General features: G+C 46.7%; 11 protein-coding genes. 2 read left to right on the forward strand and 9 right to left on the reverse strand.

Going from position 1 to position 19,917, the window contains the following annotated elements; genetic code table 11:
- Positions 1-60 precede the first annotated feature (60 nt).
- From Q4Q49_RS07810 to Q4Q49_RS07820, 3 genes are all read right to left on the reverse strand, one after another.
- A complete protein-coding gene (locus Q4Q49_RS07810; RefSeq protein ID WP_311999053.1) occupies positions 61-3,138 on the reverse strand; it encodes an efflux RND transporter permease subunit in 3,078 nt (1,025 codons plus the stop codon).
- Complete coding sequence (locus tag Q4Q49_RS07815; RefSeq protein ID WP_311999054.1) at positions 3,138-4,358, reverse strand: efflux RND transporter periplasmic adaptor subunit; 1,221 nt, start codon at positions 4,356-4,358, stop codon at positions 3,138-3,140. The genes Q4Q49_RS07810 and Q4Q49_RS07815 overlap by 1 nt, the downstream gene beginning before the upstream one ends.
- Positions 4,359-4,653: 295 nt before the next feature.
- On the reverse strand, positions 4,654-6,009 hold the full coding sequence (locus Q4Q49_RS07820; protein WP_311999055.1) for a leucine-rich repeat-containing protein kinase family protein: 1,356 nt from the start codon (positions 6,007-6,009) through the stop codon (positions 4,654-4,656).
- A 220-nt stretch (positions 6,010-6,229) separates the two neighbouring features.
- Between Q4Q49_RS07820 and Q4Q49_RS07825 the strand changes: the two genes are divergently transcribed.
- The gene (locus tag Q4Q49_RS07825) at positions 6,230-7,675 is read left to right on the forward strand and encodes a LysM peptidoglycan-binding domain-containing protein (protein WP_311906030.1); all 1,446 of its coding nucleotides are present in this window, start codon (positions 6,230-6,232) and stop codon (positions 7,673-7,675) included.
- A 190-nt stretch (positions 7,676-7,865) separates the two neighbouring features.
- Here the strand turns inward: Q4Q49_RS07825 and Q4Q49_RS07830 are convergent, their stop codons facing one another.
- Both Q4Q49_RS07830 and Q4Q49_RS07835 read right to left on the reverse strand, forming a co-directional pair.
- Entirely contained in the window at positions 7,866-8,987 is a 1,122-nt protein-coding gene (locus tag Q4Q49_RS07830; protein ID WP_106651750.1) for a sterol desaturase family protein, read from the reverse strand.
- A 158-nt stretch (positions 8,988-9,145) separates the two neighbouring features.
- Positions 9,146-10,519, reverse strand: coding sequence for a DUF4397 domain-containing protein (locus Q4Q49_RS07835; RefSeq protein ID WP_311900675.1), 1,374 nt, complete (start codon positions 10,517-10,519; stop codon positions 9,146-9,148).
- A 375-nt stretch (positions 10,520-10,894) separates the two neighbouring features.
- Between Q4Q49_RS07835 and Q4Q49_RS07840 the strand changes: the two genes are divergently transcribed.
- The gene (locus tag Q4Q49_RS07840; RefSeq protein ID WP_311999057.1) at positions 10,895-13,612 is read left to right on the forward strand and encodes a DEAD/DEAH box helicase; all 2,718 of its coding nucleotides are present in this window, start codon (positions 10,895-10,897) and stop codon (positions 13,610-13,612) included.
- Between the two features lie 17 nt (positions 13,613-13,629).
- On the opposite strand, the gene yidZ is transcribed toward Q4Q49_RS07840, so the two are convergent.
- The 4 genes from yidZ to Q4Q49_RS07860 form a co-directional block, all read right to left on the reverse strand.
- Positions 13,630-14,595: an HTH-type transcriptional regulator YidZ gene (gene yidZ, locus Q4Q49_RS07845; protein ID WP_311999058.1), complete on the reverse strand. Its 966-nt coding sequence runs from the start codon at positions 14,593-14,595 to the stop codon at positions 13,630-13,632.
- On the reverse strand, positions 14,570-15,763 hold the full coding sequence (locus Q4Q49_RS07850; protein ID WP_311999059.1) for an MFS transporter: 1,194 nt from the start codon (positions 15,761-15,763) through the stop codon (positions 14,570-14,572). The genes yidZ and Q4Q49_RS07850 overlap by 26 nt, the downstream gene beginning before the upstream one ends.
- Before the next feature lie 228 nt (positions 15,764-15,991).
- Entirely contained in the window at positions 15,992-18,799 is a 2,808-nt protein-coding gene (locus tag Q4Q49_RS07855) for an insulinase family protein (RefSeq protein ID WP_311999121.1), read from the reverse strand.
- Positions 18,800-19,152: 353 nt separating this feature from the next.
- A complete protein-coding gene (locus tag Q4Q49_RS07860; protein ID WP_311999060.1) occupies positions 19,153-19,737 on the reverse strand; it encodes a hypothetical protein in 585 nt (194 codons plus the stop codon).
- Positions 19,738-19,917: the final 180 nt, after the last annotated feature.

The raw sequence follows: 19,917 nt of genomic DNA on the forward strand, positions 1-19,917 counted from the left end.
TATAGGCAAGTTGAACCCATGGAGTGGATCTAGGCTCGATCAACCCCAACCAACCTGCGACTAAGCTTTAGCACTGCGCAGCCCAGCAAGCACATCCTTAGCTTTGAGTTCGGCCATAGCGACATAGGCCACAGGCACCACAAATAACGAGAAGAAGGTCCCCGTCATTAAGCCTCCGACTAAGACTAAGCCTATGTTGGCTAACCCTAATGAACCAGGCCCAGAAGCCAGCGCTAAGGGAATGGCACTTAAAATCATGGTTAAAGAGGTCATTAAAATCGGCCTTAAGCGCGATTTAGCACTGCTGAGCGCCGCCTCAATAGCACTCAAGCCTTGGTCCTGTTGCTTATTGGCAAACTCCACCAGTAAGATGCCGTGTTTAGTCACGAGTCCCACTAAGGTTAATAACCCTATCTGCGAGTAGATATTCACGCTCTGGCCAAACAAAGCTAAGGTCAGCAGCGCGCCAACAATACACAGGGGCACAGTCAGTAAGATAATTAAGGGATCGACGAAGCTTTCAAACTGCGCGGCCAAAATCAAATAGATAAACACCAGTGCCAGCAAAAATAACGACTGAGTCCCCGCCTGCGAATCCATTAAATCTTTCACTACCCCATTGTATTTAAAGCCTTGGGCGTCATTGAGCAGCGTTGGCAGTTGCTCGTCTAAATAGGCTTTAATTTCATTGGTGGAATAACCGGGCATAATATCTGCCGTCAGCTCGGCGCTATCAAGGCCCATAAATGTCTTAATGTTCGACTCTGCCGTGGTCTGCTTAATCGACACAAACTGCGATAACGGCAATGCTTGCCCCGATTCTGAGGTGACGTACAGCTTATTCAATACTTTGAAATCACTGAGCTTATCTAAGTTTACTTGCACTTGAATGGGATAGGTAAAGCCATCGGTGGCATGTAAGTCCGCCGCCTTGACTGAGCCAAGGAAGGTCGACAGCGCATTCGTCACATCACCATAGCTGACGCCCGAGAGGATAATGGCGTTGCGATCGATAGACAGATCGTAACGCAGTTGATCCCTCAGCACCGAGTTACCGACGTTGTTCAACCCTGGATAATCCTCGAGTAACTTTTGCACTTTGGCGGCGGTGTTATTCAGTTCATCCTTATTGCGATCTAAGGTCGTTAACTCTAAGCGCAGGTTATTGGCAATGCTGAGATTATCCGCCGAGCGAATGCTAAAGGACATGTTGTAGGCAGAAACGCTTTGCTTCGATTTAGCCATCAAGTCGCTGATCACCTCATCTATACCCTCACTGCGCTCACCCCAAGGTTTGAGCAACACATGGTTTACTGGCTCGCCCTCGATGTAAGACAAGTTCGCTCCAACGGCAGAATGCTCGTCCATCACGCCATTAAGCTCAGCATTATGGTTCAGATGATACTGGCGACCCACACCCGTTGGGCCATTGGACGCCACATCAATAAAACCAGAATCTTCCGCGGGCAAGAGTATTTTCGGCAGCTGCCAGTAGGCGATGCCCGCAAGACCGACAAGCACCACTGCCGCGCCGAGCATTAAACGCTTACGACCGAACCACTTATCCAGCTCTTTGATATACAAATTATTTAACTGCTGCAGCGCATGCTCGACTCGGCTAAACCATTTAGGCTGCTGCTCAGTGGTATTGATAAGATAGGCGCTCATCATAGGCGACAAAGTCAACGCCACCACACCAGAGATCATCACGGCGGCGGCCAAGGTGAAGGAGAATTGCCGAAACAGATCGGCGGTTAATCCCGACATGAGTCCTATCGGCAAATACACGGCCGCGAGGGTTAAGGTCATGGCAATGATAGGGAAGATGATTTCCTGACAGCCTTTAATCGCCGCGTTAAAAGGGGTTTCACCGTTTTCGATGTGGCGATAGCAGTTCTCTACCACCACAATGGCGTCGTCCACCACCAGACCAATGGCCAAGATTATCGCCAGAATAGTGAGCACATTGATGCTAAAACCCAGCGCCGACATCACGGCAAACACCCCGATCACACACACAGGAATGGTTATAATCGGGATCGACGCCGCCCGCAGGCTACCTAAAAATAACACCACAATCAGCGATACTAAGATCACCGCCTCAATCAGCGCGGAAAAACCTTCGTCGATGGAAGCCTCAATAAAATCGGCCTGATTGTAGGCCAAGGTCATTTCTAACCCTTGGGGTAAATGCTGCTGCATGCGCGTAATTTCGGCCTTAATGTTCGAGGCCACAGTCACAGGATTAGCATTACTCAAAGGTAAAATTTGCAGCGACATGGCGCTATGTCCGCCAATGGACAACAGACTCGGCGATAAACTTTCCTCACCCATCACCACATCGGCGACATCGGCCACACGGATGATCTTGCCCTCGCTGACCTTGATCACTAAGTCCTTCACATCTTCGAGCGTTTCAACTTGATTCAAAGGGTTGATCGAGAAATCCCGTGACTTGCCTTTAATCGCCCCCGAGGTGAAGCTGGCATTGTAAGAACCTAAGGTGCCCACCACATCGGCGGCTTTAATGTTCAGCGCCTTCATCTGCTCGGGGTTGAGCCAGACTCGAACCGCCTTTTGTGAGCCGCCATAGGGCCCCCACACGGCGCCAACACCTTGCACTTGCTTGAGCTGCGGCACTAGCTGCTGGCTAATGTAGTCGTACATGGCCTGCTTTTCCATGCCACCAGCGTTCACAAAGGTAATGATATTACTGGCAGCATCGGTAGCCGAGGTATCGTCGGTGACGGTCGGTTTATCTATCATGCTCTGGGGGAAATCGTTAATCCCTTCGACGCTGCTACGCAACTTGTTCATTAAGTTGGTGTATTCGATATCGTTGGTATCATCAACAAACTTAATGGTTAACGAGCAGCGACCCTCGCTACAGTCGGTCGACATAGTATCGACCTTGTCTATGCCCGAAGCCGCCGCAATTAACTTATCGGCCACATTGCTCGACATAAAATCGGCGCTCGCCCCTGCAATCGATGCATTCACAGATGCCGAGTGGGTGGTGTGCTCAGGAAAATATCGGATATCGAGTTTTTGAAAGGCAATCAAGCCCAGTAACACTGCCATGATGCTGAGCACGGAGGCGAAGATAGGATGGCGAATACAGACTTCGGGTAAACGCATTATTCGGCCCCCTCAGTGCTGGGCTCAGCGCTTAGCGCTACGGCCGCACCAGAGTTAGCACTGGAGACAGTGGCTTTATCTGCCGCGCTTTTGTCCTGAATGACTTTGATCTTGCTATCGGCCTTGAGGTTTTGCATACCCGTTTTAACCACGAGATCGCCTTCGGCTAAACCTTCGGTTACAACCGTATAGCCATCATTAGTGTTTTGCGCGAGTTTAACCACTTGTTTTACAGCGCTATCGCCCCGCACTAACCAGACAAAGCGTTCGTCGTTATTGGCGATAATCGAATTTTGCGGCACTAATAAGCGTTTAATCCCACGGCTATAGAACTGCTTAATATTGGCGAACATGCCGGGCGCCAGTTTGAACTCTGGGTTGTCGAGGGCGGCGTGCACTTCAACTCGTCCTGAGCTTTCATCCACCGCTGGAGCCACATAGTTAACTAATCCATTGAACACCTTATTACCATAGGCTTCAACGGTGACATTCACCTTCTGACCTTTTTGTGCCTTACCTAAATCCTTCTGGCTAATGGCATAACGGACTTCGACGGGATTTAAACTATAAAGGGTGACTAAGGCGGTACCTGCGCCAATTTGGCTGCCTATGGACTGGCTAAAGCTTGTTAGCTGACCGTCGAAAGGGGCTTTGATCAAGTAGTCGTTCATGGTTGCTTGTTTCTGACGAAAATCGGCATCAGCCAGATTCACATTTTCCCGCAGTTCATCCACATCTTGCTTGGAGAGTGCAAATGGCTCTTTGATTAACAGGTCTTCAATCCGTTCAAGCTTTGTTTTTGCCAGTGCTAAGGTGCTTTTGGCCTTGTCTAAATCGGCCTTGGCCTTAGTGTTATCTTGCTCGGCAATCACTTGGCCTTTCGTCACTTTGTCGCCGTTACTAAAATGAATGGCGCTAATTTTTTCGCTGGCGTTAAAGTTGAGTATCGCCGAATCGATGGCGTTAATTTTACCGACTTCGTTGACGACATCGGCAAAGGAGGTTTCTTTAATGGCCTCGACCGTCACAGGGATAACGTCGACCTTGTCCGCCGCTAATACAGCCATAGGGGTTAAGGTGAAAAGACTCGCCAGTAGAAACGTCAAAGGCGCGATTAAGGGCGCCTTTGGAAGATTGTGGGGCTGGCTTTTAAATGAAATATCGCATGCACTGCGTGCTCGTTCAGTCACTCTTTGTATAAACAGCGTTCGTGTAAACATAGTATGCAAACCTATCGTTCTTACTATTCAACGGACATCCTATCCGACAACAGCAAACCGGATTGAACCCAAGACTAATACCAAGTCCCCCAAAATGCCTGTTTCAGCAATTTGAGGTTATTTGGGTATACAGCCTATAGGCATAATCCCAGTCAGTGCCAGTAAAAACTCGGCTACACAACCAAACAAAACAATGAGTTAACGCTAAACCCAATAGAGCAAACTTAAATCACACAAAGACATATAAAACACAACAAACTAGAAACAGATGTAAAACTGACCTGTTAGCTGGCCACTATTTGCCTTTTAGCAGGGCTTCGATGGCCTTTTTCACCTCTGCAAAACAGGGGCGCTGAGTCACATCCAACTGCATGCACTCATCCTTAATCGCACTCAACTTTTTATAGTGTTCAAGGCCAATCGAGGCACTCACATAGGCTGATGCATCCACATAGGCCAACAAATCTTCAATCAAGCAGCCCAGCGCGCGCACTTCAATCGCTTCCATCGCCAAGCGCTCTACTGTAGACAGATTGCGTAAATTAGATGCCGCGCCAAAATCACCAAACAACAGGTTCATCTGTTGATTAACCATAATGTTATGGGCGTAGACATCGCCGTGGCTGACTTGCTTGGTGTGCATGTGCGCCATCGCATCGGCCAATTGGAGTGTAATCTTAGTCACGTCATCAAGGCTGAACTGGGTATCAGCATGAAAGGTATCACGGGTGCAGGTTGCCAAACTTGGCGGTAAACCTAAATTGCTAAACCCGGGCGGGATGAGCTCCATCACTAAGCCCAATTGGTCTTTCTGGCTGATGTGCGCCACCACCTTGATAAGGCTCGGGTGATCTCCCGTTGTGAGGCAGCAATCTAACTCGTCGGCGGGATAACCATCGCTGGTCACCTCCCCTTTAAAGAGTTTTACCGCAATCTGTGATGACCCCGTCGCGGCGACCATGGCCTGATTCAACCAATCACCACGGTAAATCACCCCAGAGGCGCCTTCGCCCAGTTTTTCTGCCAACTTGATATCATGCAGAGTCACGTTTGCCACTGTGGCCACATCGGCATGGGGATCGACCAAGGTATGACTGAACGGATTACCCGCAAAAGCGAGCCAAGTCAACTTAGGCAAACCCAGTAGCCAAGCTGGCAACGCTTGCAGTTGATTGGCCGATAGACGCACTAATTCTAAGTTACGGCAATTGGCCATCGACTCGGGCAAAGCCGTTAACCGGTTGCCCGCTAGTGCTAATTTTTGCAGACGAGGTAAATCGCCCATAGCCGCAGGCAAGGTCTCGATGTGGTTATCGGTAAGGATAAGCCAGCGGGTTTGTGGCGGTAACGCAGCGGCAGTCACAGTGCGGATTTGATTCGCCTTAAAGCCAATCATCTCTAAATTCGCACAGCGCCCTAATGCCTCGGGTAAGTATTCGAAGCGGTTATTAGAAGCAAAGAGGATCCTTAAACGCGATAAACGGTGCAAGTCCTCGGGCAGAGTACTCAGTTGATTATTTGACAAATCGAGGATTTCGAGGCTATCGGCTAAGTCAAAAATCTCCCGCGGAAACTCGGTTAACTCCTCGACCAATTGTAAACGCGTGATCCCTTGTAACTGCCCTGCTCTTAACTGCGCTAACGTCTGCACTTTGCTACCCAAGTCAATGAAAAATCGCCGCTATGGTAGCGCATTAATGATTAAAGCTAAACGCAAGATATACAGCCAAAGGGCGGCGCGATCGGCGCTAAACGGACGTTAAGCGGGCGCTGTAAATAGGGGGAAACCGTGGGGAGCTATCCAGAAACGCGAAAACAGATTAGCATGTGCACCAATATGGAATGCCCAGTTAACTCATCACAGGACAATCATGCGGAAACATTTTCGCCAAACGCACTCTTTTACAGTGCTAATGCTGGCCATGTTCGTGGCCCAATTGAGCGGTTGCGCGAGCACGTCGGCAAGCCCATCAACCACAGAATTCAATGCCCCAGCAAATGATGTGAGTAACGCTAACGAGCACTCGCCACAACACCAGCAGCACACGCCACCCGCTGTGGTTGAGCAGTACAGCGACGTTTGGGAAAAGATCCAACACGCCAACACCATTGACGTACATGACGATGCCGAAGTGCGCAAACAGCGTAACTTTTTCGATGATAAACAGAAATTTATGAACCAAGTCGGCGAACGCGCCGAACCCTTTTTGTATTACATCGTCAGCCAGCTCGAAGCCCGTAACATGCCATTAGAATTGGCGTTATTACCCATAGTCGAAAGTGGTTACAATCCACTGGCACAGGCAAACGGCCCAGCTGGACTGTGGCAGATGATCCCCGCCACTGGGCGTAATTTTGGCTTAACGGTTAACTCAGCCTACGACGGTCGCAAAGATGCACTGGCCTCAACCGATGCCGTGCTCGACTATCTACAGCATTTGTACGACACCTTAGACAAAGACTGGATCAACGCCGTCGCCGCCTACAATACCGGTGAATTGGTGATTAAAGCCGCCATCAACAAGAATAAAGCCAAGGGTAAACCAACGGACTTTTGGTCGCTGGGCATTCCGGCCAAACGCGTACAAACTGTGCCTAAGTGGCTGGCCTTTATTCAAATTATTCGCGCACCCAATCATTACAATCTAAAAGTGCGACCGATTGCGAACCGCCCTTTCTTAGATAGAGTCCCTGCGCCCAATGGCGTGGATATCGGCCAAATCGCCAATGCGGCAGGGCTGAGCAAGGCAGAATTTAAAACCTATAACCCGGGCTTTCGCCAAGGCGTGATCCCGAGCAAAGGCAAATATCAGATCGCCTTACCGCTGGAAAACATAGGCCAATATCAAGAAAATCACGACAAACTCTACGCCCAAAAACGCTATGACAGCCAAAGCTATATCGTTAAGTCCGGCGACAGCCTAGGCACAATCGCGGCTAAGTTTGATACATCAGTCAAGGCATTAAAACAGGCTAATAACCTGACCTCTGATCGCCTCAAAATCGGCCAAGAGCTCACACTCTTAACGCCAATGGCAGCCAATGATAATGAGCCAGAACCCGCTAAAGCCAACACTAAGTCCGATAGCAAAGCCAAGTCATCGACCAAAACAAATGCCAACGGCACTAAAACCACCAGCTCAAAATCGGCCGATATGCCAACGGCAAAAGCCAAAACCTACAAGGTAAAATCCGGCGATTCGCTGGATAAAATCGCCCGTAAGAATAAGGTCAAACTGGCTGATTTAATGAAGTGGAACCAGCTCAATAGCAAGAGCATTATTAAGCCAGGCCAAGAGCTGAAAATCAGCGAATAACACTTGCGATATTAACTGCAAAAAAGCCCAACAAAGCGCCAATTAAAAACGCTGTGTTGGGCTTTTTGCTGTCCCAGTGTCAGAGTTAACCATCACTTAAACATTGCTACTCAGTTGACCTCACATTGACTTCCAGATAATCATTCCAAAACAAACCACTCCAAAACGAACCACTCCAAATGCAGCGCCGTTATTTTGTGTCCTTCTTCGCTAAACCGAGGGGATATAATTGCTGCTTAAACATGCCAACGGGCATGTAATCACCGACGACACCATATTGCTCTGGCCACTCTTTCTGACCTCGAACTGCGGTTCCAAAGAGGTAATCTAAAAATGAAAAATGGGCGGCATAGTTACGATCTATAGCCGCCTTATCGGAAGCATGGTGCCAATGGTGGAACTGCGGGCTGACGATTAAGTAACGTAGCCAACCGAAGTTAACTTGGACATTGGCATGGTTAAATACCGCCTGTACGCCAACGATAATGACATAAATACTGATGATATCTTTGGAAAATCCCAAGATAAAAATCGGCGTAAGTACTAGACAACGGGTGGCGATCAACTCAAACATATGTTGCCTTGATCCCGCCAACCAATCTAAATGCTTGGCGCTATGGTGTACCGAATGGAAACGCCACAGGAATGGGATCTCATGGTAAGCGCGATGCGCCGCATATTGCATTAAATCGGCGACCAATAGAATCAACAGCAGTTGCAACACAAAGGGCAGACCTGCGATAAAGCTTTGCACTGTGCTGGAAATAGCCCAAGAAAAGGTCGACTGCACAAATTGATTCGTCACCAATAATACAAATCCAATCGCTAAATGATTCACCAAAAAATGATTTAAATCCCCTTGCCATTCGGGTCTCAATATTGGCTGTTCAGGTTTATGGGGTAGCCATTTTTCGATAAAAATAAAAATTAAGGTTGAACCTAATAAGTCTAAAATAAACCAATCTAACCCCAGTGAGACCTTATGATTGGCAAAAGGCTCGACCTCGACTTGATGACCACCAAAGGCAATCGCCAAGCTCACAAATACCCAAGCGACAAAGCCAAATCGTTTATTTTTATTTCGAATAAAATTTAATAAACCTAAGCTGCCCGACACCACTAAGGCGACAAATATCAAACTGCGAATAATATCGACGTTATAACTTTGGCGTAATTCGGGGGTAGTCAGGTATTCAGGGAAATGAAACGCCAATACACCTAAAAACGATAATATGGCTAACATGCACGCTATGGTGCCGCTAATACTGCCTTCACCAATTTGGAAATGGCCGTCTTTAAATCCTTTGCTAATCACAGTGAACTCCTTTTCCTATGCTGCTCGCGTTATCCACACAACCACCACTCAGCTTAATTTTGCCGATTAGCCTACATTAACCCCACTGCCACAATCAATAAAAAGCGCTACCTAAGTAGCGCTCTTGTATTAGCTAAGTTCACTCACCTTAACGGTTAGAGCTTAATCAAGTTATAACCAAAGCTAGTGGCAGCATCTTTATTCAGCACCATAGTGACATTGTCTTCATTGCTGAAATCCATTAAATCGGAGGCATAGACAACGGTTTTAGTGCCGTTTTCGACTGCGATGACTTTAATAGAATATTCGCCTGCAGGTACAGTCACTGACTGAGGGCTCGCAGGGTTGACCGCAGTGATTTTATTTACCGCAGTTTCAATCGTGTCATTTGCTTTTAAGAAATATACAGTGAGATTACTTTTATCGGCAAAACTCACGATGTCAAACTTAAAGCTATAGGGACTTGGAGTCTGAGTTTGCTTCATCTCCATCGCCTTCACTTGGCTGCCCTGCTCTGTCGCCTGCTCGTAAATGAAGATGGTTTTAATATCATCTTGATTAAGGGTGATCAGCACATTGTCGAGTAATTTAGCTTGGCTAGTATGGTCAAGTACGCTCACACCAAAGTCATTAAACTCGGCGCCTTGGTAAGCTGTTACGCCGAAGGGGGCCACATTGCTAAATAGCGCTTCTTGCTTACTACTCACCACTTTCACATCGACATTATGTGCAGCCAAGCCGTTAAATACTCTAAAGTCTACACTGCTTTCGAGGGCGACATGGTTACGCACATTGGTGGTTGAGTCGACGCTGTCTAAACTGATTTTAGCAGCTGAAGCGCCAAAGCTTTCCCTTAAAATCAACTTATAAGGCACCTTGGTTTTAAAGTTAATGCTTGCCGTGGTGTAGCTGATATTGGTCGTACCCGCCGCAGTCAGATAAATTTTATAGTCGCCTGTATCTAAAATCTGTGGTGTTGAAACCTCACCATAGGAGACACTGCCTAGCATCACTGCATCGGCAAAGCCTTTATCCGCTTTGGCAATATAGGCATCGTAGGCAGGTGCATCAGTCGCAGTGTGTGCAATCAATAATTGCATCTTGCTCTTGTCCGCTTCGGCATTTTGTTTATCGAGCTCGGTACGCGAGTAATTGATATTCAAAAGGGCTGGCGAGGCAAAATCCCCATGCAATACAAAGAAATGGTCGGTTGCCGTTTTTAAATCGATATTCTCTTTGTAGAGTGAAATATCTTTATTTGCCGCATCCTTACCCATCACCTCTACCTCACTCACACCGGGGGTAGATGTAAATCGTGGCATCGCATCTGCGTAGCTCACGCTTTCATAGGTTTTATCGCCAATCTTCAGCGCGGTAGCAGTGCTCCCCACTGTCGCATTATAGAATTGCACATAAGTATCAGTTTTAGAGGTATCCTCATCCTTGTCATTATCAGAACCACCGCAAGCGGTCACGCCTAAACAGGCGAAGGTCAAAACCGCGAATCCCTTTAGCTTACTTTTTATCATTGTTTCCCTCATTAGCAGACAAAAATTCAGTTCAGTCTACGCAGTTATACAATGACAACAATGGCAATTTCCACTAAAAACAAAAACAAATATTTCACAAACCCAAACACTTAACAAACATTTCAATAACACGCCAAATACTGATACAAACGCCACTTTTCAGGCCCTTAATTGATACAAATGCGATTGCTGATACCTTAGTTCACATCTACAAAAACGCTTCCACTCCAGAACAATAAGGCTGGCATATCGAATACCTCTCTTTTAGGCTATTGCGACCATGGAGAAATCATCCACAGTTGGTGCAAACCTTGTTCGACTTATGCGATTGAGTTACTCTCGCACCGCCAATTAAGCCTTTGGGATGGATAGGGTTTGCAAGGGATTCTTAACTACTATAAACAGTGTTTTCAACACGATAGTGCTGAAATTAACCTTTGGTCTAGCCACAAACTTGCTGAGCAAGAAAAGCTATTACTCCAAGGAGAAGACGAGTTAAGCAGTGGCTTTCTGCCTCGCTTGCCGGTGCCATTTGCTCCTGCCTCCGCATTAATGGCGCGTAGTGCCTTGTATCTACGTGAAAAAGTACTATTGCACTGTTGTTTATTTTTCTGCGGCACAGTCGAACTTAATGGCGAAAAACGTAAAGTCGTCACGCCACTGCTGTACCGTGAATGCCAGTTACAGGCCGATGGCGATAACATTTACCTCGAATCTAATAACAGCTTCTCTGGCGGCGGGCCATTCACCATCAATGAAGCACTATTAGAAAAATTAGTCGTTGAAGGACACAGCTTAAGTCAAGAGTTACGCGATAATCCAACGGATGTCAGTGGCTGGATAGCTTGGCTGCGGGCGGGCCAAGCCGATGTTGATACCAGTCATTTATTGCATTTTCCCAAGCTGATCGATGAGACTGAATTCACTGGCTTATGCCGTAAACGTGGGCGGTTTATGGTTAGTCGCAGCCAAATTATTCTTGCAGAGCGTTCGCAGGCAAGTCGCGGCATATTGCACGAACTCGACAATCTCATCACAGCGCCTTCACACTCTGCGCCGCTTCAAGCGCTGTTTAGGCAAGTGCCAACTCGAGATCCACTTAGTCACAATGTCGATACCCAAGAGCATTACCTTCCTGGGCTATTAAGCCGCGCGCAAATTCAAGCCTTAAAGGTGGCGGCCAACCATACTTTGGGGCAAATATCGGGCCCACCGGGAACGGGTAAAAGTTACACCATAGCCACAGTGGCGGCGGAGCAGGTATTAAGGGGTAAATCTGTCCTCATCGTTGCCCACACCGATGTTGCCGTTGATGTGATTGCCGATAAGTTGCAGCAACAATTCCAGCTAGGGAGCAGTCTTATTCGAGCCGGCTCGCCGCAGTTTATTAAAGTCCTTAAAAACCAGATAGATGAAATGCTGCATGGTCAGCATCCTGCGACTGCAGAAACCCTCTCAGATATCCTACTACTCAATGCAAAACAGCAACTTAATACTGTGACTCGCGAGCAAACCAAAATGGAAGCCGGTTTTATACACCATTGCCGCCACGCCATACGTCGCGGCCAAAAACTGGCGACCTTACAACAAGGACAATCACGCTGGCGCTTAGGATTTTACAACTGGGCTTACCGTGCCGGGATCAAACAGTTTGCTCAGCAATGGGATGTGCTCGATAAATTAACCGCCCTCATCGCCCAAAAAGAAGACTTAAGCCTCAAATACTTACATTTGGCCACTCACTATCGATTAAACCAATTACTCAAACATAAGCGCAGTACGCTGGTGAGTTTTGCCAGTGCACTTCGCGCTCGGCAGTCCGCTAAGCAACTCGACGGTTTCTACAAAACGGATTTTGATGCCTTAAAGCAAACCTTTCCCATTTGGTTATCTAGCCTTGCCAGCTTGCATAAAGTGCTGCCCATGGAGCAGCAAATGTTTGATCTAGTGATTATTGATGAAGCGACCCAAGCCAATATTGCCGCCTGTTTACCGGCATTGCAGCGGGCAAAAGCAGCACTGGTGGTGGGCGACAGTAAACAGCTGCGCCATTTCTCGTTTTTATCCCGCGCAAAACAAACCCAAATCCAAACCCAACTCGGACTTGCTGCGGATTGCCGCGGCCTAATGAGCTACCGTGATGCCAGTATGCTCGACTTAGTATCACAATCCCTTGCGAGCCAATCCCAAGTGGTATTTTTAAATGAGCATTTTCGGAGTAAACCTGAGCTGATCCAATTTAGTAATCAGCAGTTTTATCAAGGTATGCTGAAGATTATGCAGCACAGACCCTGCACAAGTTCAGGGCACTTACACAGAGTCCAGGTTACTGGCAACCGGGATAGCAAGGGTATTAACGCCATAGAAGCGGAGGCATTAATTGAAAAGTTAGCTCAACTGATTGATGAACAAGAGAATGCATTAGTGCCCGCCAGCATTGGTGTGCTCTCCTGTTTTCGCAATCAGACAGAGTATTTATCCCAGCAAATTCTCGCACGTTTTAGCACACAGCAAATAGAACGTCACCAATTACGGATTGCCACCCCCTTTGGATTTCAAGGGGAAGAGCGCGATATTATGCTGCTGTCGTTTAGCATTACGGCCAACGACAGCCGCGCTGCCGTGTATTTAAATCGAGCCGATATGTTCAATGTCGCCATCACCCGCGCTAAACAAATGCAGTGGCTATTTTTATCGGTACAAGCGCATGAGCTCCCCAACAATAATTTACTGGCAACTTACTTAACATCGGCGGGCCAATTTCAAGCGGCACATAATTATGTCGATTCCCTCGATAGCTTCGGCCAGTCGGTTGCACAGGCGATTGAAGCAAAAGGCATAACAGTCTGGCGCGCCTACCATATGGCAGGGCTGGAACTAGATATTCTGTGCCGCTATGGTAACCAATATTTAGCAATAGATTTAATCGGTTACCCAGGGCCATGGGCGGATTTTTTCGATATTGAACTGTATAAACTGTTACAGCGCGCGGGGATTAAACTTATCCCCGTCAGCTATGGGCTATGGTGTCAGCAGCGGGAACTGTGTATCCAATATATTTGCCAGCAATTGGGTATAAAACAACCGAGTTAATGCTGCAAATAACAGCCTTAATCACACCCACGCGGCTGATAAATCGCTTTTATCTTGTTTCGCAGCCAAGTGATTTTGGGGTTGTGGCTGTTTCTCTTATGCCAAATCAAGGTGAAAGGAATGGCGAGTTTATTAAGATATTCGCCACTTATCGGGATAGGACGACTGACTAAGTCAGGGTGTAATTGGTGGGCATACTGCTCACAATATTGCGGCGCGATTGCCATCATACTGTGGTGAGGCTCTGCCGCGACAAACAGTGACTGCTCAAAACTGGCCAAGGTGAGCACTATATTGCGACTTAAACCAAGCTCAATAAGTACATCATCTAAGGCCCAGGTTTCGCTCTTTTCCCACAAGATATTGATATGCGAGTATTTTAAGAAAGTGTCTATATTCCACTCTTCCTGCAAGGCGGGATGATCGCGGCGTAAATACACCTGAGGAAGATCGGTAAATAAAACCTCAAAATCGATAAAATACGGCAATAAATCAAGGGATTCCTTGGAACGAGGATGACTTTCTCGGCCTGTAAAACCTATGTCAGCCTCACCGCGAATAATGGCCTCTAGTGAATCATAATCCCAATTTCGTACTTTCACTTTTGCATCAGGGTAGTGTTGGTAAATAGCCTGCGTTAATTGATTAAGCATAATGAGCGACAAAGGTGACTCAAGCATTAGCTCAAAACTGAGCCCTTTTGCCATATCGTCCCCGCGCTTGCCCATAAGCTGTTTGCCCCTTTGTAACCAATCGGCTAAGTCTTGCTCCATGCTTTGAGCCAATGGCGTTAACTGCAATCCTTGAGGCGTTTTAATGAATAGTGGGTCGTCAAACCAATCACGCAATTTCGCCAAGGATTTACTCACGGTCGATGGGGTGACATTGAGCTTTTTAGCGGCCTTAGTCACACTTCGCTCTTGTAAGAGAAGTTGTAGAGTAAACAATAGATTAAGGTCAAGACGTGCGAGTGATTTCTTCATCTAGATAAACGCTCGGTGCTGTAGGCACACATAATATGAGTAAGGTACTGATAACAGAGCCCAAGGCTAATATCAGCAACAATATGTTAAGTGGACTAATACCTATTAATCCCATCAGCCAAATATACAGTGCTGAAGTACAAACCTGTGCAATACCTAACAATGAACTTGCCACCCCAGCACGCGATGCAAAGGGGCTCAGTGCTTGGCTCATAGTCACACCAAATCCAATAGCGAATCCGCTACAGACAAAACCAAAGCCTAATAAATTCACATTAAGGCTAAAATATTGCACCTGAGTTAGCACAAACACTAGCGCGGCAGCTGCAAATAACAGCTGTGAAATCAACATCAAACTTTTTTCTTTAAGCACAGCAAGTGCAAAAGGAGTCGAGAACGATACCAGCATACTCACTAACGCTGTCAATGCCATAACATTAGAATATTGGCCGCGGTCAAACCCCATCTGCCCCATGATCAGCATGGGAGACACATTGACATAACTGAGAATCGTAGTCACACCTAGAGTCGTCATAACAAGCCGGCTGAGGAAAAAGGACTGACGAAAAGATTCTTGCGGCGCCAACTGACGATTAACATCCTCAATCCTACTCTGCGCAGGTTTAGTCTCCCGTAATATAAAAATACATAGCAAACAGACTAATAGTCCCATGCCAGCCATAGTGCTAAACAGACTCTGCCAAGGGAACTTGAGCATAATTACATGCCCAATAACAGGTGCGATGACCGGGATAATACATGTAATACCATTGATCATTGAGAGCACTTTAGCTCGGAGCTTATCGTCTAAGGTGTCGCGTAGAATAGCAAAGGCGACAACGTAACAGGAACCGGCACCAATTCCCTGCATAAAACGAATGAGTAAGAACTGATTGCTTGTCTCAGCCATGCCACCTAAATACGAAGCTAAGGCAAAAATGATAGCGCCGAATAGAGTGACAGGTTTGCGTCCTAATCGGTCCGCAACGCTGCCAGCAAAAAGCATAGTTGCCGCCATTCCGCCAAGATACACAGAAAAAGCGATGTGCAACTGTACTTCACTCGCGCCTAAATCCTGCGCGATTTGCGGCAAACCGACCAAGTACATATCTATCCCAGTTGGATACAGAAGCACTAAACAAAAACTACACAAAAGATATCGCAACATATACCTCACCCCATCCATCTCCTCGCAAATAAGTTGCGCCTAGAGTAGTGGGGCGACCGCAGTTAAGTGAGTGGCATTTTCGACAACAGGTATTTCCGTTTGCGACTTATGGAATATAGGCCGTGGAATTGGCCCTAAATTGAAGGAACAGAAACAAATATCCCCTGCACTGGCTAGCACAGGGGATATGGCGGTAAATGATCAATCTTCTATTCTATGCACCAACACTCATTGCTGGGGTTCAAGTGGTGCAGGAAGGACTTGGATGGTTAAACTGCCATCAGCTGGCAGATATTGCTGTGCCAGTTTACTAAGCTCTGCCGGTGTCATCTTCTGCGCCAACGCTTGTCTTTGTTTGAAAGCAGCAAAGCGTCCAGGATAACTCTGGGCATTTGATGCCAAATCTAACCAAAAACCATTGCTCTGCGGCGCGGCTTGCATCCATTCAAGCACTGGTTGGCGGGCTCGGTTAAGTAAGTCTTCGCTAATCCCCTGCGGCTGCTTCACTTGGTTAACTGCAGCGGTGAAATACTCGGAAACCGTTGGCAACATGGCTTGAGTCGTCACGCTAAACAAACCTAAGTAACCATAACCGCTGGCATTGAAATCACTATAAGAAAAGGCCGATGGCGAATAACTCGCGCCCGCTTTTTCTCTCACATTCTCCGTTAATAAAATGCCGAGCACTTGCTCCAGCAATCCCAATCCCGCATGTTGGCTCAAGTGAGTCATATCCGTTGTTGGCCACACCATGGCCAGCGCCGCTGAATCGGGATGACCATAGTGTGTTAACGTCATCTTAGCGGGCACTTTCGGGAACACAGGCACTAGCGACTGGCTATTTTTAGTGGGGCTGCGTTTAATTGCCCCGAGAGTTTCAGCCACAGCAGCGATGGCGCTAGCTTCGTCGAAATCACCTACTATGGCGATTTCAATTGCTCCTTGCTCGACGGCTGAATGGAAACTCGGCGCCAGCTCTGCAAACTGACGCTTTAAAATTTCTTCTGGTTCCCCATAACCATAGCGTTTATCACCGCTGTGGGAGATACGATCAAACTGATTAGAAAACTCAGTTTGCGGGTTGCTATGGAGACTTTGCTGCTCGGCAATCACTTGCTCGCGGAACAATTGCTCAGCCTGCTTATTCATGCCAGGTTCAATCAAAAAGGCCGTCATTAAGCCAAGCTGTGTACGTAATTCTGCGGCATTGGTACTGATCTCACCGCCAAAACTCTGCTCACGCACACCTAGGTTAATGGAAATATCTTGCCCAGCAAAAATATCCTGCAGACTGCCATAGTCATGGGCCTTAAGCCCTCCCTGCACAAAGGCACTGTTAAACAGATAAGACAGGCCATCTAACTCAGGGAATGGCACTTCACCAAAGCCTATGTTGAGGCTGACCAAAGTAGTGCCTTTATTAAAGTCAGTAGGCTTAAGATTAAGGCGCACGCCATTGGAAAATTGTAGCTGGCGGATGCCCGTTTCGGCATCGCGACTATCGGCGATTAACTTGCCTTGATCGCCAAATTGAGTGTATGCAAACTCGTCAATCGCCTTAGTTGCTGGCGCACTCACAGCTTGTTTGCGGCTTTTCTCATAGCTAGCGATAAGCTGTTTTTCAGCATTTTCGATGGGCTTATTGCTCGTCAGATACAGATACGGCGTAGCATTCCATGTCTGATTAAACACTTGCTTTAGCTTTTGCGGCGTCACTGTCGGCAGTATTTTTTCAAAAAATGCCAGCTGCCACTCAGGCTCTACAGGCACGCGATTTTCCGTGACCGAATACACTAACCCCTCGGCAATATTCACACTGTGGATAGTAGTGCTACCCGCTGCGCTGAGCTGATACCCTTTGTGCATACGTTTGATTTGTTGGTCAATTTCCTGCTGACTAAAACCAAACTCTTGTGCTTGGCGCAGGGTTTGCTCCAATATTGCTATACCTTCTTGCCAGTTATTCTCCTGCGTACCTAAGCTCATTTGAGTGCCATAGGCGATATCAAATTGATCCCCAACCTGCAGGCTAACGCCAGATAAACCTTGGCTATGCAGTAACTGCGACTCCATTCTGCGATACAAGATGCCGTGGGCGAGTTCAAGCAGTATTTCCTGCTCTCGCACGGCAGGGCTGTCGGCAGGGTATGCCATAGGCTTGAGCATACCGAGTGAAACCGAGGTCGATTGGCTAGGATCGAAAAATGCCGCCGCATCGACGCTTTGGCGCTCTGCGACAGTGCCTAGCGCTTGCGGCTTAACCTTCGCCGCCAAAGGCGCGGCCTGCCAACTGGCAAACTGTTGTTTTATCTTTTGTTCAACTGCGGCTACCTCGATATCACCTACCACTATTAAGGTGGTGCGTGAGGGCGTGTAAAAACCTTGGTATAAAGACAGCAGCGTCTCGCGAGTAGCATTCTTGATGCTGTTCGCCTCACCCACAGGTAAGCGCTTTGACAACAGTGTATCTGGCATTAAAAACTGTAATTGATTGCGGTAATTCTCCAGATCCGCACTGCTACGCTCACGCAGTTCAGCCAATACCACCGCTTTTTCACGCTCGATAAGCGCCGGGTCGAGTAATAAATTACTGCCAATTTCGCGCATTAAAAACAAAGCGGTATCGACTTTATCTTGGCTATTACTGGGCAAGTTGAATTGATAAACCGTCTGCTGAAACTCAGTCACAGCATTGGTATCGGCGCCAAAACTCAGACCAAGACGCTGCAATGTCGGGATCATCTCCCCCGCAGCCAAACCCGTCGAGCCATTAAAGGCCATGTGTTCAAGAAAATGCACTAACCCCTGCTCGGTATCAGACTCCACCACTGAGCCCACGTCCACCCGCATACGTACTATGACAGCCTGCTCTGGCGTCTTATTGCTCACTAATAAATAGCGCATGCCATTGGCAAGTTCACCAGTATGGACTCGCCCACTCATGGGCAAGTCAGGCGTTCCCATCCACAGCGGCTCTTCGCTCGCCTGTAGTGGTAATGCCACAGTTAACAATGTCAGCAGTAGCCACTGGCGCATCAGGCTAATCGCCTTGAAATTATTCATTAAAATTCGCACTTTTCCCCCAAAATCAAACAAGAAACCTAAGAAGCGCATACCTAAGTTTCAGATAAAATAAGCAGTCACTATAGTACCTAAAGCACTTTAAGTCACAAAATCAATACCTTATGGCGTACTAAAAATAGTTTATAGCCTTGATATTTAGCAGGAATATCTTGAAAAATAAGCGCGAGGGGATAGGGCAAAGGATAGCATTCAGTAAGCTAAAAATTAGCTTATACCAACCGTATTAGCTCCCAGATGTTAGCAGTGACGTTAAAAAAGCAGAATATAAGTGATTAGAAATATATTCCGCTTTCATATTCAGAAATTTAAACTAACAAGGTGAGAGCATAAATAATCATCGCCCAATAGAAACAAAACAGACAAATCCATATCCAATTCAACCAAGTTAAGCGCGAATTATCAGGATATTCCACAGATTCAAGTGCAAAATTAACTGCTTTTTGAGCTTGATACAGCGGATATAAAACAGCTAATGGAATAAATATTGATGCCACAACTAATGATATTGGCAACGTTTCAATTTGATTAAGAATTCCGCCAACGACTAACAACACAACATAAAATGTCGCCATAGCTGAGCTATTCCAGCGATACTCTCGATTATCTTCTTTAATGTATTCACTAATATAAACAAATAGAGAATGTGTATAAAAGATAGAAAAAAAGCTACGCGCTATTGGCCATGCATCTAAGTCATAGTAATTTTTTAAAGCCTGCCACTGTTTATAAAACCAATAAACTTGGTAGAGACCAAAGGTCGCAATAAACATGATAATTAACTTGGTCAGTGATACATGAAACAGTGGCACACTGTGACTTTTACTCTCTACCTTGGTTAACTTATCATCACTTTCCAACAAACTGCTTTCCTGACTCATTGTCTCTTCCATGGGAATATTCCTTTATATAAATAATGCCTAAGCCATATAGCTTTCTATTAGTTACATCATCTTGATGTGATGCGTGCAACATTCTAATTGAAAAGCTGAATATTGCTAAATAAATTAATTTACAAATTAGTCACAACTAGAAGTGTGTGTCATAAAAAAGCCCCACAAATCATTGCGGGG

Source organism: Shewanella sp. SP1S1-7 (assembly GCF_031932105.1).
GTDB classification, from domain to species: Bacteria; Pseudomonadota; Gammaproteobacteria; order Enterobacterales; family Shewanellaceae; genus Shewanella; species Shewanella baltica.